Raw genomic sequence first — 23,440 nt, 5'->3', positions numbered from 1 at the left:
GGCCATGGACAATTGCTTGAAGCTCATCTTCTCCTTGATGAGCGCGCTGAACCGCTCGCTGGGAATGCCAGGAATGCTCCTGGACTCCTTTGACAGACAAGGCGGGTGGGGCGGCACTGACCCGGTGGTCTTCCTGCCAGAGGGGATTGCGCAAGGCAATGGAAGGGTGACACGAGTACCCGCGGACATTATTGCCTATCCCCCAGAGGTATGGGGCCGGCGCTATGTGGACTTGGGAATCGCGAATCATCCAGAGCGCTCCGGGCCAGCCTGGCAGGGAGCGCAGGACGTGCTGGCATTGCTCGCACCTCTTCTGGCCTCCGCGGTGTGCAGGTCCGTCGAACTCAGGGAGAGGCTGGCAAGGAATCACCAGCTCGTGGAGGCCCTCTCCCTGTATGAAAGAGTGGGGAGCCTCATCGTGAAGCTGCCTTCCGCCGAGCAGACGCGCTCCAGGTGCGCCTCGGCGATGCTGGAGAAATGGTTCACCCCGGAGGAGCGAGGCCCCCATGGCCTGCCCACCGAGCTGTGGGAACGTCTGTCATTGCTGGCGACCCTCGAGGGCGGGGGAACGCAGGAGCAGCGCACCTGGAAGCGGCAGGGCAAGGACCGGAGCCTGAAAGTCACCTTCACCCCCCTGGAGGAGGAGGGAAGGCCCTCCTCCTGGGTGCTGCTGCTCGAGGAGCTCCTGCATGGCGTGCCCATGCCCGCCAGGTGGCGCAAGGTGCTGACCCCGCGCGAGGCCGAAGTCGTCGAGCTTGCGCTCTATTACTTCGACAACCGAGACATCGGTCAGCAGCTGGGGTGCACGGAAGCCACCGTGAAGAAGCACCTGCAGCGCGCCTTCGAGAAGCTGGCGGTGGAGAACCGCAACATGTTGCTGTACTGGGCCGTCCGCCCCGACCAGCGAGGAGAATTCCAGACGACGGAGTGAGGCGCCCTCGGGCTTTCGTGGCAGAGTCCTCCGGATGAGTCGCTCCGCGCTATCGCTGCTGCCGCTGCTGCTGCTCGCCGTGGGGTGCTCGCGCCCCGTCTCCTCGCAGGCCCTGGGGCTCGAGTACGAGCCGCCCTCGGGCGTGAAGCTCGCCTCGGAGGAGCCGGGCCCGCCCGCGGTGGCCCTCTTCGAGGGTGGGCTGGAGATGCGCTCGGTGCCGGGAACGCCTCCCCCGCTGGAGGCGCCCCCGGAGGCGGTGCTGGGCGCCGCGGGCGTGCCGGTGCCGGGACGGGTGATGAACACCGCGAAGGGGACGCTCCCGGCCGGGGACGTGGCGCGCTACGAGTTCCTCCAGGGGGATGCGCGGACCTTCGTGTACTTCCTGCCCAGGAAGGACCGCTTCCTGCTCATCCGCTTCACTGCTCCCGAGCGCGACTATGGGCCCCGCTCGGGACGCGTCGAGCGCTCCCTGTCCACCCTGAAGCTGCTGCGCTGAGGGCTCGCGCGGGTCAGCGTGGCCGGGGGCCTCGGCCGGCCCACTGGTAGCCCGCGGTGGCCCCCGCGCCCACGAAGCCCAGCGCGATGGACTGGCGCCACGCCTGCAGTCGCGGGCCCGGCCCGGTGACGTACTCCAGCAGCCCGAAGACCGCCGCGCCGAGCAGCGTGCCCACCGCCGCGCCTCCCATCGCCCCGAGGAGCGCGGCGCCGCGGTCCCGACTGCCGTGGAAGGCCCACTCGCCCATGGCCCAGGTGCCCAGCCCCGCCAGCGGCGGTGTGAGCACCAGCCCCGCCCCGAAGGTGGCCACCGACCACTCCGTCCAGCGCGGCCCCGCATCCTGGGCGCGGAAGAAGAGCAGCCGGGACGGTAACCACCCCGCCAGCATCCCCGCGCCCGCCTGGGCTCCGGTGGCCCAGAGCCGCTCGTCCCGCACCCGGCTCGCCCCGTACACACCCCCCAGCGGCACCAGCGTCAGCGTGCCATGGGCCCACCAGGCCCCGGCGGAGAGCGGCGCATCGGTGAGGCTTCGCTGGGAAGGCCCGTTGCTCGCCGGTGACGTCCAGTGGACAGGCGGAGCGTCCGCTTGCGCCAACGCCGTGGAGGCGCAGAGCAGCAGCCAGAGCAGGATGGCGCCACGCGCCAGAGCGACCAGGGAGATTTGCATAAGCCTCTGCGGCACACGCCCTCACAGGTCGGGCGTCCATGGGATTCAAGGGGTGGTCACGGTATGGGCCGGATGCCACCGGCTTTCCAAGGCTCCCCGAAGTCCGCGGCTGACCAGCCGACAGACGTGAGGGGGATGTCGTCTCCTGCCGTACTCCCCGGAGTGTCAGCTGTCCTTCGAAGAGCCCACCTGGCTGCACGCTTCCTCGCGCCAGGAGGAGGCCCGGGACATAGCTTCCGGGGGTGATCCGTTGCTGGCCCGTCCTCATCCTCCTCCTGACGTGCGTGGGCTGTTCCTACCGCAACCACCGGCATGATCTGCGCATCCGGAACGTGCCGGAGGGGCCGGATGGGGTGTCCCAGGCCTTCTTCCAGTCCACGGGCGTGGCGCTCGAGCCCGGCCACAGCGTGGAGCTGGTGAACAACGGCCGCATCTTCGACGCCATCGAGGAGGAGGTGCGCGCGGCGCGCTCCAGCATCCACATCCTCAGCTACATCTGGCGACCGGGCGAGCCCTCGGATCGGCTCATCCGCGCCCTGAGCGAGCGTCAGCCGGGCGTGGCCTGCCGGGTGCTCGTGGATCCGTTGGGCAGCGTGAACTTCGAGGCGGTGTCCTCGAGGCTGGTGGCCGTGGGCTGCGAGACGCGCGTCTTCCGCCCCATCCAGGGCTCCATCTCCTCGCTGAACCTCAAGCGCATCCTGGCGCGCATGCACCGCAAGCTGGTGGTGCGCGACGGAGAGGTGGGCATCACCGGCGGGTGGGGCATCTGGAAGAGCTGGATGGGAGACGCGCGCAACGCCGAGGAGTGGCGCGACACGAACGTGCGGGTGTGGGGGCCGGTGGTGCGGCAGATCCAGCAGGCCTTCGCGGAGAACTGGCAGGAGGCGGGCGGCGACTTCCTGCCCTCCGAGTGCTTCCCTGCGCTGGCTCCGGCGGGCGAGGCGCGAGCCGGCTTCATCGGCAGCACGGGCGAGTCCTTCCTCTCGGACGGGCGGAGGATGACGCTGGTGGCGATCGCCGCGGCCCGGCACCGGCTGTGGATCGCCAACTCCTACTTCATCCCGACCGACGACATCCGCGACATGCTCATCCTGAAGGTGAAGCAGGGCGTGGATGTGCGGGTGCTGGTGCCCGGCCGGCACCATGACGTCTCTCCGGTGCACGCGGGGCAGCGCGCCTCGTACGCGAAGCTGCTGGAGGGGGGCGTGCGCATCTGGGAGTACGAGCTGTCGATGATGCACTCCAAGGTCATCCTGGTGGACGACCAGCTGAGCGTCATCGGCTCGACGAACATGGACCCGCTCTCCCTCAACGACGTGGAGGAGGGCTCGCTGGTGGTGGAGGACGCCACGCTGGCGGCGGCCGTGGCGGCGGCCTTCGAGAAGGACCTGGTCCACTCGCGACAGATTCACGCGCGAGGGTGGCGGCAGCGCGGGTGGATTCGCAAGCTGGCCGAGAACTTCCCGCGGCTCATCGACCGCTTCCTATAGAGGTGGCGCCGGGCTGCTCGGGCCGTGGTAGAGCGCGGCCCATGAGCGACACGGATGTGGTGCGCCAGGCCATCATTCGGGAGGCCCGACCCGAGGACGACTCCATCGTCGGGGAGATCCTCGTCGACGCGTACGTCACGCAGTACGCCCTGAAGATGCCGGAGGTCGTCTACACCGACGAGCGCAAGCGCGCCCTGCGCGATGTGGCGAGCAAGCGCGCGGTGGCCAGCGTGTGGGTGGCCGAGGTGGACGGCGAGGTGGCTGGCACGGTGGCGCTCTTCCCGCCGGGAGCTCCAGGCTCGGAGGCCTGGCTGCCAAACGCCGCGGACCTGCGGCACCTCGCCACGGCGGTGCGCTACCACGGGAAGGGCCTGTCCCGCCCGCTGCTCGACACGGCGGAGGCGACGGCTCGCCAGTGGGGCGTGGATGCCATCACGCTGCACGTGCGCCGGGGCGTGAAGGGCGTCGCCCGCATGTACCAGCAGCGCGGCTATGTGCGCACTCCCGAGGGAGACCTGGACACGTCCACCGTCTACCTCGAGGCCTACCTGCTGCGCCTGAAGCCCTGAGCCTGGCACCGGGCGAGCGAGCACCCCCGCTCCCGGCGCGGAGTGTTTGCGGCGTATGCTGCGCGGGCACCCGAGGTGTTCAGGAGGTCCAGGTTCGTGGTGGCCACCGCCCGCGCGCTCGCGCCGATGCCGGCTCCGTCGCTCTACGCGGGCATGCTCGGCGCCCACTGGGCGGGGCTGCCTCCCGTCGTCCGTCGCATGCACGAGGAGGGTAGCGCCACGGGGCGCCTCACCGTCCGCCGGGGAGGAGGCCTGCTGTCCCGGGTGATTGGCTGGCTCTGCCGCTTCCCCGCCGCCGGCGACGCGGTGCCCACCGTGCTCCGAGTGCAGCGGGAGGGCGAGGGCCAGCGCTGGGAGCGCAGCTTCGGCGGCCACCGGCTCGTCACCTGGCAGCGCGAGTGCGCGCGGGAGCTGCTCGGCGAGCGGTTCGGTCCGGTGGAGTGTGTCTTCCGGCTGCGGCCCGTGGAGGGAGGGCTCGCCTACGAGCAGGTGGGGGCCTTGCTCTGCCTGGGCTCCTGGCGCCTGCCGCTGCCGCGCCTGCTGGCGCCTCGCGTCGAGGCGATGACGCTCGAGGCTCCCAGGGGCATGCGCGTGCACGTGAAGATTGGCGCCGCCGTCCTGGGCTGGCTGCTCACCTACGAAGGCCTCGTGAATCCGGAGGAGACGTCTCCATGAGCACCGCGCTGTGGCTGCTCGCCATCCAGGGCGCGCTCGGCGCGTTCGACACGCTCTACTACCACGAGTGGCGCGCGCGCCTGCCCGCGGGTGTCCCGGGCACCCGCCCGGAACTGCTGCTCCATGCCGCGCGGGACTTCCTCTATGCGCTGCTCTTCGGGAGCTTGCCGTGGGTGGCCTGGCGCGGAGCGTGGGCGGGAGTGCTCGGGCTCGTCATCGCGGCGGAGATCGTCATCACCCTGGCGGACTTCGTCGTGGAGGACAGGGTGCGCCAGCCGCTCGGAGGCGTGTATCCGGGCGAGCGCTGCATGCACACGGTGATGGCCATCCTCTATGGCGCGGTGCTGGCGCACCTCGTGCCGGTGCTGCTCGAGGCCTGGCGGCTGCCCACCGGGCTCGTCGTGGAGCCCGCGCCCGTTCCCGAGGCCCTGCGCGCGGTGCTCAGCCTCATGGCGGTGGGCGTGCTCGGCTCGGGGGTGAGGGACGTCTACGCGGCGCTCGCGCTTCCGAGAGGCCACTGGCCCTGGCCCGTGGCCGCCCCGCTGAAGCCGTCCGCCTCGGCTCCCGCGGGCCAGGAGCCTTGAGGGAGCCCGTGCGCTTCCAAGGCTCCGGGCTGCTCAGCCGCTGGTGGCCATCGTGATGCCGGCCACGATGAGGAAGATGACGCCGATGGCGCCGAGGATGAGCGCCCCGGCCCACACGTTGAAGAAGGAGTGGATGCGCACGCTGTCGGGCTTCGCCGGGTCATAGAGGATGGCGAGGCTGTCGCCCTCCTTGTAGCGCGGCGGGTTGGAGCCCACGGACGAGACGACGTCCTTCGTGGCGCCCTGCTCCGTGCGGTAGCGGAACACGGGGTAGTACGACTTCTGCCGGTTGCTGCCGGTGCGCTGCTGCACGGCCACCACCTCGGCCCGAGCCTCTCGCGCCTGGGCGAGGAAGCTCTTGGTGCGGCCCATCGCGACGAGCCCGCCTATCAGCGACCCCACACCGACCATCAGGAAGACCAGACCGAGTGCCGACACAGAACCCCTCCTCAGTGGAAGCGGGTGCAGCAGACCCCAGGTTGGAATCCCAGGCAAATGGACACCTCGGGTGGCGAGCCGTGGCGCTTTGCGGCTTGACCCGGGACGCCCGTGCCGCTGACGCTGATCGCCATGGCGGACAGGCTCGTCTTCGATCACACGATCGAGGGACTCTTCGTGCGAGGGCTCGCGGGGCAGATGACTCCGCGACTGAAGGAGAAGCTGCGGCTTGCGGGGGTGGACCTCGAGCACAAGCTGCTGCCCGCCTATCCCTTCGACACATGGACGGAGTGCATCGGCGTGGCGGCGCGGGAGCTGTACCCGGACCGGCCCGAGACGGAGGGGTGGCGGCTGCTCGGCGAGCGGCTGGTGGAGGGCTACCAGGAGACGGTGCTGGGCGGCTCCATGTTCGCGATGCTCAAGGCGCTGGGGCCTCGGCGGATGCTGGCCCGCGCCCAGAAGAGCTTCCGCTCGGGCAACAACTACTCGGAGGTCCGCGTCAAGGACCTGGCGCCCACCGTGATGGAGCTGTGGATGAACGACCCGGGCATGCTGCGTTACTTCGTGCAGGGAGTATTCCTCGCGGCGCTGCGCGCGAGCGGGGCTCCGGGCTGCACCGTGGACATCATCCACGCGGATGAGCAGGGCACCACCTACCGCGCCTCGTGGCGTGACTGACGAGGCCCGGGCGGGCGAGGGTTCATGATTCGCAAGGACTACATCGAGCGGCTCATCGAGCAGTTCGCCGCCGCGTTCGCGGCCCTCCTGAAGCTCAAGCGAGAGCGGAAGCCGGAGCAGGCCCAGCAGCTCATCCGCGACACGGCGCTGTCCCTGCTGGGCATGGAGTACGGCACGCTGACGATGGCGGACGCGGAGTCGACGGCCCGGCTGCTGGGACACCCGCTCCGGGTGGTGGTGCTGGCGCGGCTGGTGGCCGAGGAGGGCGAGCTGTTCGAGCAGAAGGCAGAGCCCGCGCGCGCCTCGGTGCGGTGGGGGCTGGCGCTGGAGCTCTTCCTCGAGGCCCAGGTGCTGGGCGCCAGGCTCGAAGGGGAGGACGCACGGGTGTTCGACGGGCTGCGGCGGAGGGTGGAGCCCACGCTCCTGTCCGAGCGCCACCAGAGGTTGCTGGCGGCCCAGGCGGGGCCTTCGGGCTCCTCGGGCGGGTGACTCGCGCCCGTCCGCGCCAGGCAGGACGGGCGCGGTGCGCGGGGCCGGCGCCTCAGTGGCGCATGGGCAGGGAGAACTCGAGCTGGAAGCGGGTGCCGGCCTGCTCCGGCTTCACCGCGGCGGCCACCTTGATGAGCTGCTTGCCACCCTCTCCGGGGACGAGCTGCGCCTCCAGCTTGCCGAGCTCCGGCGAGCCACCGAAGAGGAACACCTCGGCGGCCTGGGAGAACAGGGCGGACATCTCCTGGGCGCTGGAGCCGGCGGGGAGCTGGTCTCGCACCCAGAGCGCGAAGCGGACGATGCGGCCGGTGAGGATCTGCGCCGGCAGCGGCATGACGTGGGGGTTGCCGCACGCCATGGGAGCCACCGAGAGCAGCAGCATGTCCGTGTTGCGGCCGCTGCCCACGCCGAGGACACCGAGCTCGGACAGGCGCGTCTGCACGCGGATGGAGAGGAAGGCCTCGGTGGGGTAGGCCGAGCCCGAGTCCTTGCCGCTGGAGGGCTCCCACGTCCCGGGGGCGCGCAGGCCGCCGCCCTGGCCGGTGATGCGCGCGAAGCCGCTGGTGGCCACGAAGCTGGCCGAGAGCATGGCGGCCACGGCGAAGGTGGGGCTGGCGAAGCTGGCGCGGTTGAGCACGCCGCGCTTCTCGCTGGCGGCCACCATGCGGTTGAGCACGGGGCACAGCCAGCGGGTGGCGTCGTCCTTGCGCAGCTCGGCCCAGTCGCCCTGGGTGCCGGTGGCGGCGTCATCCAGCGCGGTGGAGAGGCCGGCCAGGTTCGTGCCCAGCAGCGCGGGCGTGACCGCCACCACCACGGGCACCTGGGCCTCCTCGCCCACCGAGGCCAGCTTCCGCAGCCGGGCCACGTCATCGGTGTCATCGACGACGAAGCACACGTCCGGACGCTCGAAGGGCTCGGCGTTCACGGCCTGCTCCAGGGCGTCGGGCACCTGCTCGGGGGCCACGTCCACCACCTCGATGGCGATGCCGGAGGCGGTGGGGCACTGCTCCAGGAGGAACTTCAGGCCGCGCCAGCCGGCCTCGATGCGGGCCACGGGCTCGGCGGCGAGCAGGTCCTTCGCGGTGTTGATGAGCGCGAGCTCGATGGCGTCACGCACGGCGCGGCGCGCGTCGGGGCTCATGCGGGCGGGGCCGGCCGTCTTGGGGGCCATGGCCTTCACGAAGGCGTCCACGCCGGCCTTGGCGGTGGCGGTGGGAGAGGAGGCCTCCGCCGAGGCGAGCAGCTCTCCGACGAGATCTCCCCCGCTGCTGGAGGACGGGGCCGGGGTGCTCGGCGCGGCGGGAGCGGTGGGCTCGGGCTTGCCGCCGAGGGCGGCGGAGACGGCGGCGGACAGCTTGCCGGCGCCCACCACCTCGGCGATGCGCGCGGCGCCTTCTTCCGGGGTGAGGGGGCGGGAGGGGTCCGCCTTCATGAAGCCCTCGGTGAGGCCCTGGAGCTTCTTGAGCTCGGGCACGGCGGCGATGACGTCCATCACCTGGAAGGCGCGCAGCTTGTCGAAGGACACCTCGAAGGTGCGGTGCTCGGCCCCGCCCAGACGGTCCGGGACGGTGACGCGCAGGCCGGCGGCGGCCTTGGCCAGCTCCGAGGCGAAGGAGTCTCCGGTGAGGAGGAACCTGCGGCCCGAGGGCACGGGGGTGAAGGCCCCCGCCACCAACCAACGTACCCGCGCTCCTTCTGGACTGACGCTCTGGCTCATCCCCTCTCCTAGGGCCATCGAATTGATATCCTCAGTGATTCCGATGGCTTGGCTGGATTTAAAAAATCGGAATTCCTGAAAGATTTGATTCGCTCTAAGCCCCCAAGCTACAGGACCAGCTACACAGCAGCAACTTAGCGCACCTAGCCGGAAGGGGTATGGCTCTCCTGAGTTCGCAGCTTCCCGCCCTTGGAACGGCCCGGTGTCACGTAGCGGCCTACTCAGCGGCCTTTGTCCCCGCGCTTAGGCGGTACAGGATGCTTCGCTGCCTGCTGAGAGGCGCGGTACCGGCGGACCTGGATATCTGAGGAAGCGGCCATCAACGCCCCCACGACATATTCGGCATTGAGGTACTTCTGGGCGTCATCCTCAAGACTGGGGCCAAGGTAATCAAGCACGCCTTGAGCCTTCGATTTTCCTACGAAGTGCTCCGGTTCGAACTCCCTGAGTTGGCAGAGCGCCACCATGGTCTCAACGCGATCACGGAGGATGGCCCTCTTCTCCAGGGCTAGTTTCTTGTAGTCCTCGATGATGCTGTCCTGGGCCCTGTCATCAAGAGACTCCATGAACTCCGCCATGAATGTTCTCAACCTTGGGGAATGGTCCGGCTCTTCGGTCACGTCGTCGATGGCGTGCCTTAGGTAGGTATCGAACTGCTCGCGGTTCATAGCCCGCTAGAAATCACGTGACAGAGGCGGACGGCAACAAGGGGCCTCTCCCGTCACTTGGCTCCTTCCTCTTCCTCTCTGTCCGGGAACAGGTCGCGGAGAGACACCTTGTAGGCCACGGATGCGGCTACCAGCGTGGCTACGGTGGGGTTTGTAGTCCCTCCCTCCAGTCGCGGCATGGACTTGGGGTGAATCCCCATGGCTTCTGCGGCCTCTTCCTGGGAGAGCCTCCGCTCTACCCGGAGATCGCGGAGACGGCTGCCAAGGCGCTTCAACGCGCGCCTGATGGCAGGTGCCAGATCCTTCCGTGTCCGGACTTCGGAACGCCCGTGGGAGTGGGGTGACTTGCGTGTGGCCACGGGTGGACCTTGGCCAGCCCAACTCTCAAGTTACCACAACTCACGAGTTGCCGACCCTGGAGGTAAGAAGCGGCGCCTGGAAACTGTTGAGTTACCCAACTCATGAGTTACCATGGCGAGCAGGCCCTAATCGACGAAAGGACGGCCTACATGCCCGAAGAGAACCGGCTCACCCTCATCCCTCCTCCCGCCGTGGTCAGCTTGGACTTGGAGTTACTCACCCTCTAGGGGGCAACCCTGGGGGCCCAGATGCTCGCGGACCTCCAGTCCCGAAAGGAGCTGGACGAGGAACAGGAGCGGAATGCCCCTGTGGGCGTGTACTCCGTCCTGGCTTTGGTCCGAGAGCGCATAAACCAGCTTAGGCGGGTGGTGCGTAACGAGGAAGACCCCGCCAACATCTGGGCCCCTCACAACGCCGTCGCGGACCCTGCGATCACTGGCGAGTTCCCCGAGGACATCGTTCTGTTCTCCCGGGAGTCCGGGCGGGTGCCCTTGGTCATGTGGGGGTTCCGTGTCGATGGAGCGGAGAACCTAGGAGGACCCAAGAAGACCAAGACCAAGAAGCCCGCTTCCAAGGCCCCCAAGTCGAAGCGGCCGAACTCGAAGCAGCCCGCTCCCAAGGCTCCTAGGTCCAAGAAGCCCGCCTCCAAGGCCCCCAAGTCGAAGGAAGCGAACCCCTTGCTTCACTAGCAAGTGCCCGGTGTGGACGGACCGATGGGGCGGGAGAGCGCTGGTGATTCTCTGCCCCCTTCGGCCACCCTTATTGAGTGCCGGTGAGGGGCGCAGGGAATTGTCGCTTAATCGTTCTGAGGCTCGATGCTCGCTTGGGTCCCCCGCCGCCGCCAGGGTGGTTCGCCTGGGGGCGACACCCCGGCCTCCCTCCGGCCGCCAACAGGATCACCGCACCCAAGACCCCAGCCAACAGGTCACAGTTGCCGGATGACACGAGTGGACCCGCCAGCCCGGCTGGAGTCGCGCAACAGGTGGGTACATGACCTGATAGGTACGACCATCAGCTACATCCAACAGCACGGGTTTCAACCCTGGAATGGAGAAACTGAACTCCCACAAAGGCTCCAGCTTAACGACATGCTGACGCAGCCAGCCATAAAAATCCGGCAAAATCTCCGGAATAATTCGGGAGGTAATGAACGAACCTACGTGCTCCTAAGCTATTGAAATTACTTCGTACGGTAGTTGGAACCCGCGCCTAGATTCTCCGGCTACGGGGAGAAGACTCGACGGAAGTCGGTCATCACCTCAACCCCGGAGAACACACATGCAGTCAGACGTTGCTGTAACACTCACCCAAACCGCCGTTCAGGTAGTCCAGAAACTCACCCTCACCGAGATGATGGCCTTGATGCTGATGGTCACGATGACGGTGCATCTCGCCATGATCTGGAAGGCATGGCATCGCCAGCTCTTGAGGAAGTGAGCGCCCTGTTCGGTGGTGAGTAGCCACCGTTCAGGATCACCCAGACGGCAACCCGCTCCATGTGGAGTGGGGACATCGCGCGGGAGGCCTCGGACGCAACGCCCCCTTGCGTCCTCCTCCAGTTTGGCAGTGCGCTCCTCCTGCCTCCAAGAGAAGGCACGGGTGCTCACTTACCAGCTAGCAGCCCCGCTGAGTCTGTCCGCGTGCTGATGTCCTTCCTCATAGCTAGGGGGTGAGTTGGATCTTTTCCTCACCAGTTCAAGCGCCTAGCGGCAGGCCAACCCGCCAATGTAGCTGTGCGTGTAGCTACACGGTTCAGAATGAGCGAGCGAGCATGCGCCGCGCGTTCTCCCATGGCTTCGTCACTGACCATCCGCTGTCCAGATGGTGCATGAGCGCCTTCCGCTCCCGCGCCTGGATCGGGCGGCAGAAGCCGAAGTAGCCTCAACCCGATGAAGCGCCTCCACGTATCCCTCTGCCTCACGGTGTGGGCCGGGGTGTTCGCGAGCTGCGGCGACTGCGCGGAGCGTGTCGCCCCTCCTGAGACCGAAGAGCCGGTGCGGGAAGAAGTGGTGGCGGTCCTGCCTTTACAGCAACCCGAGTCCCTGCTGTTGGACGACCGGCGCGTGCTGCTGTCTGGGGAGGTAGATGACAGCAACCGCTACCTCGCGGCGGTCGAAGTCAACGTGTTCTCCGGAGAGCGGAAGGTGATGATCTGCAGCGGTGCGGCCCTCAGCCGACGCGTCGTGCTGACGGCGGGCCATTGCGTGTGCCCTCTGCGGCAGGCCGTCCCTGGCGCCGAGCAGGGCCAGGAGATCAGCGATGCGTCGTCCTGCGCCACCTCCGTGGATGCGGCGCTGATGCACTATGATCCCCCCTCCAAGGACAATGGCAGAGTCGAAGGAGCGAGGCGGCCGTTCTCCCCCGGCACGGTGCGACCGCACCCCGAGCTGAAGGTGGTGGTGGATGGGGAGCGTCATGTCAAGGAGAGCCATGCGGATCTCGCCCTCATCGTGCTGGACGAGCCGCTCGAGGTTGCTGGCTTGCCCCTGTCCAACGAGGAGGTTCGAGTGGGCGACAAGGTTGTCATCGTGGGGTACGGCTACGATGAGACCGTCGATTGGTTTGGCTCCGAGAGGCGCTTCAGCATGAACACGGTGACCCGGCTTGGGACGCCCGGGGACGAGCGCGTCCTCATCCGGCAGCCCGGGGGACACCGCTACAGGCAGGACAGCGGCGGCCCCTGTCTGCGCCAGGGGCAGCACGGCCCCGAGCTGGTGGGGATCTCCAGCCGCTGGCTCGGTGAAGGTGCGGCCTGCACGAGCACCTACGGCTACCGCCGCTGGCTGCGCGACGAGGTGCGGCGTGCTGAAGCGGTGGCCCGCCCAAGGAAGGAGCCCCGGTGAGCGCTACGGTGTCATGCAGGCCCCTGGCTGTTCTCATCCGCTGGCTGGGGCGCGTGGCGCTGCTGCTGGGCTGCGCGTGTGGCGCGAGTGCTCCATCAGAGAGACAGACTGCGCCTGCCTACGTGCCGGCGGAGATACAGCCCGAGCTGGGGGAGTCCATCATCTCCCAGGGCTCGCTCGACACGAGCAACCGATACAAGGCGACGGTGCTGGTGGACGGCGGCAGGGGCACTTGCAGTGGCGTGCTGGTGGCTCCTCGCGTGGTGGTGACGGCGGGCCACTGCGTCTGCTCCCCACTCGAGGCGACGCCTGCGGACGCGCCAGCCAGAGCCCTCATCGACAAGAGCACCTGTGCACGGACTGCGACCATCACGGTGGTCACCTATCGGCCGAAGGAGAAGCCCCGCCCTGAGTTCTTCACAGGCGCCATCCGGCCGCATGAGAAGCTCAGGGTCCTCTATGGCGATGACGGGAAGGAACTGGCCAGCCAGGCGGACCTCGCGGTGATTGCATTGGATAAGGCTCCCCAGGGTATTACGCCCATCCGGCTGGCCAGCGCGGACGTCCGCTACGCCGAGGCGGTCACGCTCGTGGGCTTCGGCGCGAGCAGGCTCGCGGAACCAGAAAAGAAAGAGCGGCGGTACGGCGTCAATGAGGTGGCGACCATCGCGGAAGATGGGGCCACGTTCCTGGTAGGCAAGCCCATCGAAGTGCGTCGGCCGTACAAGCCCAAGGAGATCGTCCTGGTGAGGCAGGATGCCTCGTACAGCCTCGGGGGTGACAGCGGAGGCCCTTGCCTGCGCGAGAGCAATGGGGCCATGGAGCTGGTCGGCATCGCCAAGACGCACTACGGCGGCGGAGCCCTCGTCCAGTTCTCGGAGTACACCAGTACGCTCTTCTACCGGGCGTGGCTGCTCCAGGCCATCGCAGACATTGAGCGGCGCGGGACGGATTGAGCGAAGCCAACGCCCTCTTGTTCAGTCCCTGGCTCATCCCCGCCAGCTACAGGCGGGTGACCGCGGCGAAGGAATGGTTGCGCAAGCCCCTGAAAGGACAGGGGAAGTTTCTCTCCGCCCTCCTCCCCTCTCTGGATGGGCTCGCTGGGAGAGGCGAGGGGGATGTTGGAGTGGACCGCCAGCGCAGGCGCACGGCGCGCTGCGTCGAGGTCGGCTCGCCACGGGGCGCCGGGTTGGGTGGCGGACAGGCCTCCGGGGGCCTCCTGGTGGGGAGCGGTTGCGGATCAGCCGCGCGCCCCTGTTAGGATCGACGGATTCTCCGTGCCGTGCCCCTGGAGGGTCCGTGTCTTACGTCCAGCTCCCTGACAGTCCGATCATTGGCCGCAACCTCGTAGGTGGAGAGTGGGTGATGCCCGCGGGCGCCGCGATGATCGACGTGCGCAGCCCCTACACGGGCGGCGTCATCGGCCGCGTGCCCCAGTCCACCGCGGCGGATGTGGCTCAAGCGGTGGAGGCCGCCAAGAAGGCCGCCGAGGGCTGGCGGGCCCTGGGCCTGCGGGACCGGACGGCGCGCATGCTGCGCTTCCGCATGCTGCTCGAGCAGCACCTGGACAAGCTGGCGAACTCGGCCGCGCGCGAGGCGGGCAAGACGATCGCCGAGGCGCGCGCCGGGGTGCTCAAGGGCATCGAGGTGTGTGACTTCGCCCTCTCCATCCAGAACCTGGACACGGGCGGGGCCATGGAAGTCAGCCGCGGGGTGAGCTGCGAGTTCAAGCGCGAGCCGCTCGGCGTGGTGGCCGGCATCACCCCGTTCAACTTCCCGGCCATGGTGCCGCTGTGGATGATTCCCAACGCGCTGACGGTGGGCAACGCCTTCATCCTCAAGCCGTCGGAGAAGGTGCCGCTCACCTCGCTCATCCTGGGTGAGCTGCTGCTCGAGGCGGGCGTGCCCCCGGGCGTCTTCTCCATCGTGCACGGTGGCAAGGAGGCGGTGGAGGGGATTCTCGCGCACCCGGACATCCAGGCGGTGGGCTTCGTGGGCTCCACGTCCGTGGCGAAGCGCGTGTACACGGAGGGCACGGCGCGCGGAAAGCGCGTGCTGGCGCTGGGCGGCGCGAAGAACCACCTCATCGTCGTGCCGGACGCGGACCCCGTGTTCACGCCGCAGGCGGTGATGGACTCGTTCACCGGGTGCGCGGGCCAGCGCTGCATGGCGGCCAGCGTGATGGTGGCGGTGGGGGATGTGCAGAACCTCATCGATGAGATTGTCCGTCGCGCCGCCGCGGTGGAGGTGGGCCCGGGCATGGGCGCCCTCATCGACCGCGCCTCGCAGGAGCGCCTGGAGGCGGCCATCGCCAAGGCCGAGTCCGAGGGCGCCAGGGTGCTGCTCGACGGGCGCGGCAAGAAGCCGGCGGGCGCGGCGTGGGCGGGTGGCAACTGGCTGGGCCCGACGATTCTCGACAACGTGCGTCCGGAGATGGAGGCGGCGCAGAAGGAACTGTTCGGTCCGGTCATCTCCATCGTGCGGGTGCCGACGCTGACGGCGGCGCTGGAGCTGCAGCACGCCTCGCCGTACGGCAACGCGGCCTCGGTGTTCACCACCAACGGCGCGGTGGCCCAGCACGTGGTGGACAACGCCCGGGCGGGCATGGTGGGCATCAACGTGGGCGTGCCCGTGCCGCGTGAGCCGTTCTCCTTCGGTGGCATCAACGACTCGCGCTTCGGCCACGGGGACATCACCGGCCAGGCGGGCGTCGAGTTCTGGAGCTACCAGAAGAAGGTGACGCGCAAGTGGACGGCGCGCACCGACGGCTCGTGGATGAGCTGAGCGCGGGTCTCCCACCTTTCCGGGAGTGTCGGGGGGTGGACTAAGCTGGAGGGCGTGTTCGCGTCCGTCCTCCTGGTTGCCCCGCTGCTGCTCGCCACGACTCCGGTGGCTCCCACGCGAGTGGAGCTCGTCTTCGGTGGGGATGTGATTCCCCACGGCGAGGTGAAGAAGGCGGCACAGGAGCACGCGCGGACGGCGCCTGCGGAGAAGCAGGGGGAGCTGCCGCGCTCGCTGAACAACGAGGGCTGGGACCACATCTTCGGGCCCATCGCGGACGTGCTGCGCACGGCGGACGTGGCGGTGGTGAACCTGGAGACGCCCGTTACGGACAACCCGAAGGCCGTCACGCGGCAGCTCCTGTTCAACGCGCCCTCGGCGATGGTGCGTGCGCTGGCGGCGGCGGGGGTGAAGCTGGTCTCCACGGGCAACAACCACGCGAGGGATCAGCACCTGCCGGGGATGCTGGAGACGCTGCGGCACCTGGATGCGACGGGCATCCACCACGTGGGCACGGGGGCCTCGCTGGAGGCGGCCTGGGAGCCGGTGGTGATGGAGGTGCGGGGCGTGCGGCTGGGCTTCCTGTCCTTCACGCGGCTGCTGAACGGCTTCAGCAATCCGAAGGACCCCGCGGAGGCGCACGTGGCCTACGTGCCGTACCCGGAGCACGTGAGGAACCGGGGCGTGACGGAGGACCATGTGGTGGAGCGGGTGCGCATGGCGTCGGCGCGGTGTGACGTGCTGATCGTCCTGGTGCACTGGGGGACGGAGTACATGGGGCAGCCGAACGCGTCCGAGAAGAAGCTGGGGCGAGCGCTGATCGACGCGGGGGCAGGAGCGGTGATCGGCCACCATCCGCACGTGCTGCAGCCGCTGGAGTCGTACACGACGGCGGATGGGCGCAAGGGGCTCATCGCATACTCGCTGGGGAACCTGGTGGCGAACCAGTCGCGGTTCTACGCGTACCGGCCGGGCAGGTCGGACAAGCAGGGGGACACGCGGGACTCGATGCTGCTGCGGGTGTCGTGGGTGCGGCGGGAGGAGGGCGGGGCGGTGGAGCTGGACGAGGTGTCGGTGCTGCCGGTGTGGATCGAGAACAACGCGAGGACGCGCAAGCGCAAGGAGGCGCGCAACATCCAGCCGGTCTTGATTGACCGGGAGGTGGACGCCATCGTCGAGCGGGTGTCGCTGCTGGACGCGCGGCCCGAGCCGACGGACCGCAAGGAGAAGGTGGAGGCGAAGAAGGAGCGGACGGTGCTGGAGCAGCGGCTGGCGACGCAGAAGTTCCGGCGCGAGCGCATCCTGAAGATGCTGCCGGAGGGCTATCAGGTGGCCTCGCCGGAGCTGCGGCAGAGAGTGGAGTCCGCCGCGAGCGTGGCGATCCAGTCCGCCCCCTGAAGGCCTGCCGAGTGGTATGGCTTCAGGCGCATGTTCACGGAATTCGAGTTCCCGAAGGTGTTCACGGACCTGCTAGGGCTGCAGCCTGCGAGGCTGCGTGGCCTTCAGCAGATGGTGGTCCTGGCGGGGCCCAATGGTGCTGGCAAGTCTCGCTACCTGCGGCTTGCGACGCCTACAACCCGCAGCTGATGGAACGGCCAGTCGTTCGGGAGGCGCTGGAGGATGCGAAGGCTTTCAATCGCGTTCTCCAGGTATTGCTGGCTGCGGAGGTGGGTTTCAGTGTGACGGGGGGGAGGTCGTTGCGCTCTTCCGTGGATGCCGATTTGCTCCGGAGGAACTGTCCATGGGGGAGCTGGTCCTCGTGGGATGGGCATCATCCTTCATCGGCAGAGGGCCTGGTTGCGTGGCTCACTGTTCGGAAACGTCGGGGGTTTTGATGAAAAGTCCCGACGTTTCCGAACAGTGACCTGCGGATGCGGTCCGGGAGCCACCCTGGTGGGGCCGGTCGAGGATGTCAGACCAGGCAGGTAGAGCAGGGGCTCCTGCTGGGATGGGTGGAGGTGGAGGACGGTGAGCTCAGTGACGGAGCTGGTGAGGGAGATGGGGCTGCTACGCTTGCGTGACCTGGAAGCCCATGGCGTTCCGCGCCCACGGTTGCGGCTCGAACTCCGGGAAGTGGCACCTGGAATCTGGGGGAATTGGAGTTCGACGTTCAGCCAGACGACGATCGCCGCCAAGTGCGTTCCTCACGCCGTGGTGTGCCTCTCATCCGCGCTCTACTTCCATGGGCTGATACCCGAAGAGCCTTCTGAGGTCTTCCTCGCCATCGGTGAGAAGGCTCGACGGCCGTGCCGGCAGCAGCCACCCCTTCACGTCGTCCGCTTTTCCGGGGCCGCTCTCTCCGAAGGGGTCGAGGCTCATTCCGACCGGGGTGTCCCCGTGCGTGTCTACAGCCTTGCGAAGACGGTGGCGGACCTTTTCAAGTACCGGAACAAGCTCGGCTACCCGGTAGCGGTCCGCGCGCTCAGGGTGGCCCTGTTGGCGGGGCGCTGCTCGCCGGAGGACATCCTCCATTTCGCGACCATCTGCCGTGTTGCCCAGACCGTCAGACCTTACCTGGAGGTGCTCATGGCACGTCGCGGTGCCGACGTCCGGGCGGCACTTGCCGAGCATGCTCGAATGGTGGCCGCCTTGAAGCCCAGGACCTCCGAGAAGCCCCTCTCGGAGCTTGCGTGGGAGTGGGTGACGGATCCCAGTGGGGAGCCTTCTTGAGCCCTCAGTGATGGCGCTTCGCGGTCCCCGGCTCGCGCTTGGAGGGCGAGTTGATGATGCGTGGCCTTTCAACTACACGCTGAGTCGAGGGCTATGCGTTCCATGGCGCGAGAGGTTCCAGGCAGATCCGGAGGAGCGCTCGCCACATCGTGGACGGTGGGTCGCTCTGCTCGTGTGATGGGCTTCCTGGGTGCGTCCGTGGTGCTGCATGGGCTGCTCGCCGCGGTGCTGGGACATGCGGACCCGCCTCGTGCGCCGGTGGGCCTTGCCAGCTCCGCGCCATCGCTTCCTCGAGCCGAGATGGTCTGGTTCGAGGGGACCGGTGGGGCTCCTGGCTCGCGAGCTCCCGTGGAGCCTCCCGTTCCGGAGAAGGAGTTGCGACCTGCTCCTCGCAGCGCCACTCGCGAGCGGACTCGTCCGGTGGCTGCTAGCCGCAAGGCTCCTGTCGCCGCATCATCGGTCGAGCCGCTGACTGTTCCTCCCGCTCAGGCGGATGCGCCCTCTGCGGTGGCTGCTCCGGGCGCTTCCATCGCGGAGACGGCGGTTCGCGACTCCGCTGCCGAGCCCTCGGCGGTCGGGTCGGCCTCCACGGAGAGCGGCTCGTCTATGGGAGACGTGGCCTCGAGCAGCGTCGCTGCTCCTGGGAACGGTGGAGGGGGCGGTAAGGCCATCGGGGACTTGAAGGACTATGCGCGCCGCCTGGCCTCGCGGGTGGCCCTTCAGCGCCGCTATCCTGCGAACGCGGTCCGGCTCGGCATGGAGGGAACGGCCCATGTCCAGCTCCGCGTCCGCGGCGATGGCACCCTCCTGGAGCCGCCACGGCTCGTCAGGTCCGCCGGTCAGGAGGTGCTCGACGTCGAGGCGCTCCGCATGGTCGAGGCCGCTGCTCCCTTCGAGCCCATGCCCGAGAGCGCCTCCCGACCTCATGCCGCGTTCGTCATCCCCGTCGTCTTCTCGCTGCGCTCCGGGAACTGAGGGGGAGCGGGCAGCCAGGCATCTTCAGTGCTTCGAGGACTCCGGTGGCACCCGTGGCTTCGGGGGCTCCCGGGGCGTGGAGGGCTCGCCGGGCAGCTCTCGCAGCGGCATGAGCCGGGCCAGCAGCGGTCCACCATGCTTGAGCCTGGCGATGCGCTGCGCCGGGTAGATGCCCCGCTGTCCCGTGAGCAGGTACGCCACCGTGGCGACGATGGCCACGTGCGGCAGCACGCTCGCGCCCACCAGCTCCACGGCCATGATGGAGAGCGCCAGCGGTGTGTTGGCCGCCGCGGCGAAGAGCGCCGCCATGCCCACCGCCGCTCCCAGGTCCACCGGCAGCCCGAGCAACCGCGCCAGCACGTTCCCCAGCGCCGCGCCGATGAAGAACAGCGGCGTCACCTCGCCGCCCAGGAAGCCCGCTCCCAGGGTGACGGCCGTGAAGAGCAGCTTCCACGCGAACGCCGACTCCGGCAGCGCCGGATCCACGAAGGCCCGGACGATGGTGGGCACCCCCAGCCCCAGGTACGCATCCGTCCCCGCCAGCTTCCACAGCCCCACCACCGCGAGCCCTCCGACCGCCATCCGCACCGGCAGCCAGGGCACTCGCCCCTCCAGCAGCCGCTTCAACCGGTGCGTTCCCTCCACGAAGACGACAGCCACCGCCGCCACCCCCACGGCGAACACCAGCCACTTCGCCAGCACCCACCCCGAGAGCCCCAGCGCGCCCGGTGTCGGGTACACGGTGTGGACGATGCCCAGCGAGCGGGTGACGAGATCCCCCACCACCGAGGCCACCAGCGCCGGCACCAGCGCCTCGTAGCCCATGCGCCCCACCACGACGACCTCCAGGCCGAACACGGTGCCCGCGATGGGCGTGCCGAACACGGAGCCAAATCCTCCGGCGATGCCCGCCGCCAGCAGCTCGCGCCGCGTGTCCGCCGAGACGCGGAGGCGGTGGGCGATGGCGTCCGCCAGGCTCCCACCCATCTGCACGGCGGTGCCCTCGCGGCCCGCGCTGCCTCCGAAGAGGTGGGTGAGCACGGTGCCCACCAGCACCATGGGCGCCATGCGCAGCGGAACCTGTCGGTCCCCCTCGTGCACCGTGTCGATGACCAGGTTGTTGCCACCCCGGATGGGCTGTCCCCACTTCGCGTACAGCGCGCCGATGACGAGCCCCGCCACCGGCAGCGTGTAGACGATGGCCGGGTGGCGCTCGCGGAAGGCGGTGGCCTCATCCAGCAGGAACAGGAAGAGCGCCGAGGCCGCGCCACACACCACGCCGACCAGGCCTCCGAGCAGGAGCCACTGGGCCAGCGAGCGCGCACTCCGGGAGAAGTTCACGGCCTCGGAGTGTAGACGGGTTGGCGCCCGGGGAAAGACTTGGACGAGAACACTACATCTCGGATGGCTCCGAGCCCTCGGACTGTCGCGTGAGCGCCAGTTCCAGGCGCTCCCCCTCGCGGGGATGCTCCCATCTCGGTGGCCCCGAGTGCACCTCCTCTCTCGGCTGTGATGGGGCCAGGGCGGAGGGCGTGATGGAGAAGCGGCGACTGTTCGCGCTGTGGGGAACCCTTTTGGCTGCCTGCTCACTCCCTCCCGGAGACGGCTTCGTGGAGCCAGCCCCGGTCTCGGAGGACGCTGCCGCTCGAGAGGCCTCCGCCTGGAGGCCGTGCACCTCCTCCGCATGGCTGCTGGCGGACATCAACCCGGGCTCGGTGGGCTCGAGGCCGCGCGAGCTCGTCCACGCCGCGGGTGCGCTCTTCTTCACCGCGGAGGACGCGACGCACGGACGCGAGCTCTGGGTGAGCACCGGCACCAGCGTGCCGGGCACCTCCCTGGTGAAGGACATCCGACCGGGGAAGGCCACCTCGAACCCGCGCCGCCTCACCGTGGCGGGGGACAGGCTCTTCTTCACCGCGGATGACGCCGTGCATGGGCGCGAGCTGTGGGTCAGCGATGGCACGGCCGCCGGCACGGTGATGGTGAAGGACATCTGGCCCGGGGCCGTGGGCTCGACGCCCGATCAGCTCCTCGCCTTCGGAGACGTCGTCTACTTCGCCGCGAACGATGGGGTGAGCGGCATCGAGCTGTGGCGCAGCGACGGCACGCCGGAGGGGACCTTCCTCGTCGAGGACCTCTCTCCGGGGGGCAGCTCCAGCCCTCGACGACTGGCTCGCGCGGGAGACGCGCTCTACTTCGCGGCCAACGTGGGCAGCACCGTCTACCTCTGGCGCAGCCAGGGCGTGCCTGGGGCCACCAGCGTCTTCGCCGCTCCCGAGAGTCACCTCGTGCTCTCACTCACCTCGGTGGACTCGAGCGTCTTCTTCCTCGCCAGCGACGGGGCGGGCGAGACTCAGCTGTGGCGCAGCAGCCATGGGGCCTCGGAGGCCCTGCGCAGCTTCCCGGGCCTGTATCCGCATGACCTGACGGCACTCGGCGGAAGGCTCGTCTTCAGCGCCGGAGGCGGGGAGGAGGAGCTCGCGGGCGATCCTCACGGCGAGGAGCTGTGGGTCAGCGATGGCACTGCTGGGGGCTCGACGATGGTGAAGGATCTCCGGCCGGGCTCGGGCAGCTCGGCGCCTGGAGCCCTCTCGGTGCAGGGGGAGTGGCTCTACTTCGCCGCGGACGATGGCTCCCGTGGGCGAGAGCTGTGGCGCAGCGATGGGACGCCTGGGGGCACCTCCCTGTTCCGGGAGCTGGTGCCAGGGGCTCAGGGCTCTTCGCCCGAGGGGCTGACGACGCACTTCGGCCTGCTGTTCTTCTCCGCGGAGACACCGGGGAGCGGGCGCGAGCCCTGGATGAGCGACGGCACGGCGGCTGGCACGGTGCCGCTGACGGAGCTTGCTCCGGGCGCGGCGTCCTCGAACCCCGGCACGTTCGTCCGGGCGGGCTGGGACGTCTTCTTCATCGCCACGGATGCCGAGCATGGCGAGGAGCTGTGGGCGCTGCCGTTCCGTCCGGGAGGCCGGTGCCACGGCCTGGTCGCGCAGTGACCAGCCGGAGGCTTCAGCGATAGACGGCCTCTTCGACGGTGCAGCGGAAGAACTCGCCCTCCGGCTCGAAGCGCTCGGTGCCGAAGTACCAGCCGATCCGCAGCTTCGAGGGAATGGTGAAGCCGCCGAAGGTGCGCTCCTCCTCGGCCACTCCGCCGAAAGGCAGCGAGCCAAAGCCCTGGCCCTGAGGGTCTCCCCACCGGAGCATCGACACCGTGCGCAGGCGGCCCTGCTCGTCCAGGGAGTACTCGCAGTGCGCATGCCGATCGCGCAGGCTCACGTTCAGGCCCACGTGCGTGGCGTCATGCTCGGTCCACGAGACGCTGGGAGCGACCAGCACGGAAGGGAGCCAGAGCGACTCGATCTGCACCCGGTCCGCCGCGGAGCGCGAGATGTCGGGCCCGGACGCAGTGACGATGGGCACGAGGCCCAGCAGCTTCCAGCGCATCGCTCCCTCGCCGTCGATCCAGCGGTCCGAGCCGGTGACCGGGAGTCCGTTCATCTTCACCTTCGCGCGCCATACGAAGCCACGGTTCCAGCGGATGACCTGGTCCGCTGCGAAGGGGTGCCACTGGTCCTTGAGCTTGATCGTGCCCGTCATGCGCAGACGGACCGCCGAGGCCAGGGGTGTCCCCGGAGCGATGGCGTGCTCCAGGTAGCGGCGCGCCGAGGAGGGTAGCCCCGCCACATCCTTCGGATCGAAAGGAGCGCCCGGGGCGATGGGGTCGTTCCAGAGCTCGTCGAATGCGGAGTCCTTCGTCATGAGCGCAGGCTAGATCAGCGCTCCCAGAGGAGGCCCAGTTTCAGCTCGAGCGCCTCGAAGGGCTCGGCGCGTACGGAGGTATCACCCAGATACGCACCCAGGTGCACCCAGCGGCCCTCCTGGAGCCGGTACGCTTCCAGCATTTGAGGTCGTGGGTCCACGAGCCACAGGTGTTTCACTCCCTCCCGTGCGTACGCCCCCATCTTCCGTGCACGATCCAGCCCCTCCGTCGAGGGTGACAGCACTTCGCAGACCCAATCGGGTGCGATCGTGAAAGCGGCCTCATCTGGAATCTTCGGAAGGCGCTCCCGCCTCCACCCCGCGAGGTCTGGCACGAGTGCGTCCTTGCCCAGGTGCAATTCCGGCTCGATGAGGATCACCCACCCCCCGAGCCCTCTGGTTCCCGGAGGCTTGTCAAAGGGCTCCAGCGCATGGAACAGCTGGCCTTTGGCTCGGGCGTGTAGCACTGCTGGACGCGGACTCACGTACAGCTCACCGTCGACGATCTCGCCAACGCGGTGAGGCGGGATGCCCTCCAAGTCCTCGAAAGAGGCTTCTCGGCTCTTGTCTCTGGTCATGGATGGAGCGTACATCCAACCTCTGACATTGGGCGTCGCGAGGCCACCCTGTCAGGTCGGTTCGCCCGCACCGGG

General features: G+C 68.7%; 25 protein-coding genes. 17 read left to right on the top strand and 8 right to left on the bottom strand.

Features of this window, described 5'->3' with window-relative positions; translation table 11 throughout:
* Positions 1-418: 418 nt before the first annotated feature.
* Both KY572_RS02300 and KY572_RS02295 read left to right on the top strand, forming a co-directional pair.
* Positions 419-931: a helix-turn-helix transcriptional regulator gene (locus tag KY572_RS02300; RefSeq protein WP_224240475.1), complete on the top strand. Its 513-nt coding sequence runs from the start codon at positions 419-421 to the stop codon at positions 929-931.
* Between the two features lie 34 nt (positions 932-965).
* Entirely contained in the window at positions 966-1,427 is a 462-nt protein-coding gene (locus tag KY572_RS02295; RefSeq protein WP_224240474.1) for a hypothetical protein, read from the top strand.
* Between the two features lie 13 nt (positions 1,428-1,440).
* On the opposite strand, the gene KY572_RS02290 is transcribed toward KY572_RS02295, so the two are convergent.
* Positions 1,441-2,094 (bottom strand): hypothetical protein, encoded by a 654-nt coding sequence (locus KY572_RS02290; protein WP_224240473.1) that lies wholly within the window; start codon positions 2,092-2,094, stop codon positions 1,441-1,443.
* A 242-nt stretch (positions 2,095-2,336) separates the two neighbouring features.
* On the opposite strand from KY572_RS02290, the gene KY572_RS02285 reads away from it, so the two are divergent.
* From KY572_RS02285 to KY572_RS02270, 4 genes are all read left to right on the top strand, one after another.
* Positions 2,337-3,584 (top strand): phospholipase D-like domain-containing protein, encoded by a 1,248-nt coding sequence (locus tag KY572_RS02285; RefSeq protein ID WP_317987792.1) that lies wholly within the window; start codon positions 2,337-2,339, stop codon positions 3,582-3,584.
* A gap of 41 nt (positions 3,585-3,625) precedes the next feature.
* Complete coding sequence (locus KY572_RS02280) at positions 3,626-4,153, top strand: GNAT family N-acetyltransferase (RefSeq protein WP_224240472.1); 528 nt, start codon at positions 3,626-3,628, stop codon at positions 4,151-4,153.
* A gap of 96 nt (positions 4,154-4,249) precedes the next feature.
* Positions 4,250-4,828, top strand: coding sequence for a DUF4166 domain-containing protein (locus tag KY572_RS02275; protein WP_224240471.1), 579 nt, complete (start codon positions 4,250-4,252; stop codon positions 4,826-4,828).
* On the top strand, positions 4,825-5,412 hold the full coding sequence (locus KY572_RS02270; RefSeq protein WP_224240470.1) for a hypothetical protein: 588 nt from the start codon (positions 4,825-4,827) through the stop codon (positions 5,410-5,412). Before KY572_RS02275 ends, KY572_RS02270 begins: the two co-directional genes overlap by 4 nt.
* A gap of 33 nt (positions 5,413-5,445) precedes the next feature.
* Here the strand turns inward: KY572_RS02270 and KY572_RS02265 are convergent, their stop codons facing one another.
* Positions 5,446-5,850: a DUF3592 domain-containing protein gene (locus KY572_RS02265; RefSeq protein WP_224240469.1), complete on the bottom strand. Its 405-nt coding sequence runs from the start codon at positions 5,848-5,850 to the stop codon at positions 5,446-5,448.
* Positions 5,851-5,961: 111 nt separating this feature from the next.
* On the opposite strand from KY572_RS02265, the gene KY572_RS02260 reads away from it, so the two are divergent.
* Positions 5,962-6,528, top strand: a complete 567-nt coding sequence (locus tag KY572_RS02260; protein WP_317987791.1) for a DUF2378 family protein — start codon at positions 5,962-5,964, stop codon at positions 6,526-6,528.
* A gap of 24 nt (positions 6,529-6,552) precedes the next feature.
* Positions 6,553-7,017 (top strand): hypothetical protein, encoded by a 465-nt coding sequence (locus KY572_RS02255; RefSeq protein ID WP_224240468.1) that lies wholly within the window; start codon positions 6,553-6,555, stop codon positions 7,015-7,017.
* A 52-nt stretch (positions 7,018-7,069) separates the two neighbouring features.
* Here KY572_RS02255 and KY572_RS02250 read toward each other — a convergent pair whose 3' ends face one another.
* From KY572_RS02250 to KY572_RS48040, 3 genes are all read right to left on the bottom strand, one after another.
* Positions 7,070-8,689, bottom strand: coding sequence for a type VI secretion system contractile sheath domain-containing protein (locus KY572_RS02250; protein WP_224240747.1), 1,620 nt, complete (start codon positions 8,687-8,689; stop codon positions 7,070-7,072).
* A 266-nt stretch (positions 8,690-8,955) separates the two neighbouring features.
* Positions 8,956-9,402, bottom strand: a complete 447-nt coding sequence (locus KY572_RS02245; protein WP_224240467.1) for a hypothetical protein — start codon at positions 9,400-9,402, stop codon at positions 8,956-8,958.
* A 53-nt stretch (positions 9,403-9,455) separates the two neighbouring features.
* Positions 9,456-9,761 carry a helix-turn-helix transcriptional regulator gene (locus KY572_RS48040; protein WP_224240466.1) on the bottom strand — a complete coding sequence of 102 codons (306 nt, stop codon included), beginning with the start codon at positions 9,759-9,761 and terminating at the stop codon, positions 9,456-9,458.
* Between the two features lie 249 nt (positions 9,762-10,010).
* Between KY572_RS48040 and KY572_RS02235 the strand changes: the two genes are divergently transcribed.
* The 8 genes from KY572_RS02235 to KY572_RS02200 all read left to right on the top strand — a co-directional run bounded on the left by KY572_RS02235 (position 10,011) and on the right by KY572_RS02200 (position 19,031).
* Complete coding sequence (locus KY572_RS02235) at positions 10,011-10,451, top strand: hypothetical protein (protein WP_224240465.1); 441 nt, start codon at positions 10,011-10,013, stop codon at positions 10,449-10,451.
* A 589-nt stretch (positions 10,452-11,040) separates the two neighbouring features.
* The gene (locus KY572_RS02230; protein WP_224240464.1) at positions 11,041-11,199 is read left to right on the top strand and encodes a hypothetical protein; all 159 of its coding nucleotides are present in this window, start codon (positions 11,041-11,043) and stop codon (positions 11,197-11,199) included.
* 452 nt (positions 11,200-11,651) lie between these two features.
* Entirely contained in the window at positions 11,652-12,605 is a 954-nt protein-coding gene (locus KY572_RS02225; protein WP_224240463.1) for a trypsin-like serine protease, read from the top strand.
* Positions 12,602-13,561, top strand: a complete 960-nt coding sequence (locus KY572_RS02220; RefSeq protein WP_224240462.1) for a trypsin-like serine protease — start codon at positions 12,602-12,604, stop codon at positions 13,559-13,561. The genes KY572_RS02225 and KY572_RS02220 overlap by 4 nt, the downstream gene beginning before the upstream one ends.
* Before the next feature lie 343 nt (positions 13,562-13,904).
* Entirely contained in the window at positions 13,905-15,389 is a 1,485-nt protein-coding gene (locus tag KY572_RS02215) for a CoA-acylating methylmalonate-semialdehyde dehydrogenase (RefSeq protein ID WP_224240461.1), read from the top strand.
* A 54-nt stretch (positions 15,390-15,443) separates the two neighbouring features.
* Positions 15,444-16,784: a CapA family protein gene (locus KY572_RS02210; protein WP_224240460.1), complete on the top strand. Its 1,341-nt coding sequence runs from the start codon at positions 15,444-15,446 to the stop codon at positions 16,782-16,784.
* A 579-nt stretch (positions 16,785-17,363) separates the two neighbouring features.
* Positions 17,364-18,056 (top strand): type IV toxin-antitoxin system AbiEi family antitoxin domain-containing protein, encoded by a 693-nt coding sequence (locus tag KY572_RS02205; protein WP_224240459.1) that lies wholly within the window; start codon positions 17,364-17,366, stop codon positions 18,054-18,056.
* A 606-nt stretch (positions 18,057-18,662) separates the two neighbouring features.
* Entirely contained in the window at positions 18,663-19,031 is a 369-nt protein-coding gene (locus KY572_RS02200) for a TonB family protein (RefSeq protein ID WP_224240458.1), read from the top strand.
* 24 nt (positions 19,032-19,055) lie between these two features.
* Here KY572_RS02200 and KY572_RS02195 read toward each other — a convergent pair whose 3' ends face one another.
* The gene (locus tag KY572_RS02195; protein WP_224240457.1) at positions 19,056-20,372 is read right to left on the bottom strand and encodes a chloride channel protein; all 1,317 of its coding nucleotides are present in this window, start codon (positions 20,370-20,372) and stop codon (positions 19,056-19,058) included.
* A gap of 269 nt (positions 20,373-20,641) precedes the next feature.
* Between KY572_RS02195 and KY572_RS02190 the strand changes: the two genes are divergently transcribed.
* Positions 20,642-22,024 (top strand): ELWxxDGT repeat protein, encoded by a 1,383-nt coding sequence (locus KY572_RS02190; protein ID WP_224240456.1) that lies wholly within the window; start codon positions 20,642-20,644, stop codon positions 22,022-22,024.
* Between the two features lie 13 nt (positions 22,025-22,037).
* Here KY572_RS02190 and KY572_RS02185 read toward each other — a convergent pair whose 3' ends face one another.
* Both KY572_RS02185 and KY572_RS02180 read right to left on the bottom strand, forming a co-directional pair.
* The gene (locus KY572_RS02185; RefSeq protein WP_224240455.1) at positions 22,038-22,787 is read right to left on the bottom strand and encodes a DUF6920 family protein; all 750 of its coding nucleotides are present in this window, start codon (positions 22,785-22,787) and stop codon (positions 22,038-22,040) included.
* A gap of 14 nt (positions 22,788-22,801) precedes the next feature.
* Positions 22,802-23,365 (bottom strand): Uma2 family endonuclease, encoded by a 564-nt coding sequence (locus KY572_RS02180; protein ID WP_224240454.1) that lies wholly within the window; start codon positions 23,363-23,365, stop codon positions 22,802-22,804.
* Positions 23,366-23,440 lie beyond the last annotated feature (75 nt).

The organism is Hyalangium gracile (assembly GCF_020103725.1).
Classification (GTDB): domain Bacteria; phylum Myxococcota; class Myxococcia; order Myxococcales; family Myxococcaceae; genus Hyalangium; species Hyalangium gracile.
The sequence above is the reverse complement of the archived record's forward strand: the minus strand, read 5'-3'. Positions and strand labels throughout refer to the sequence as shown.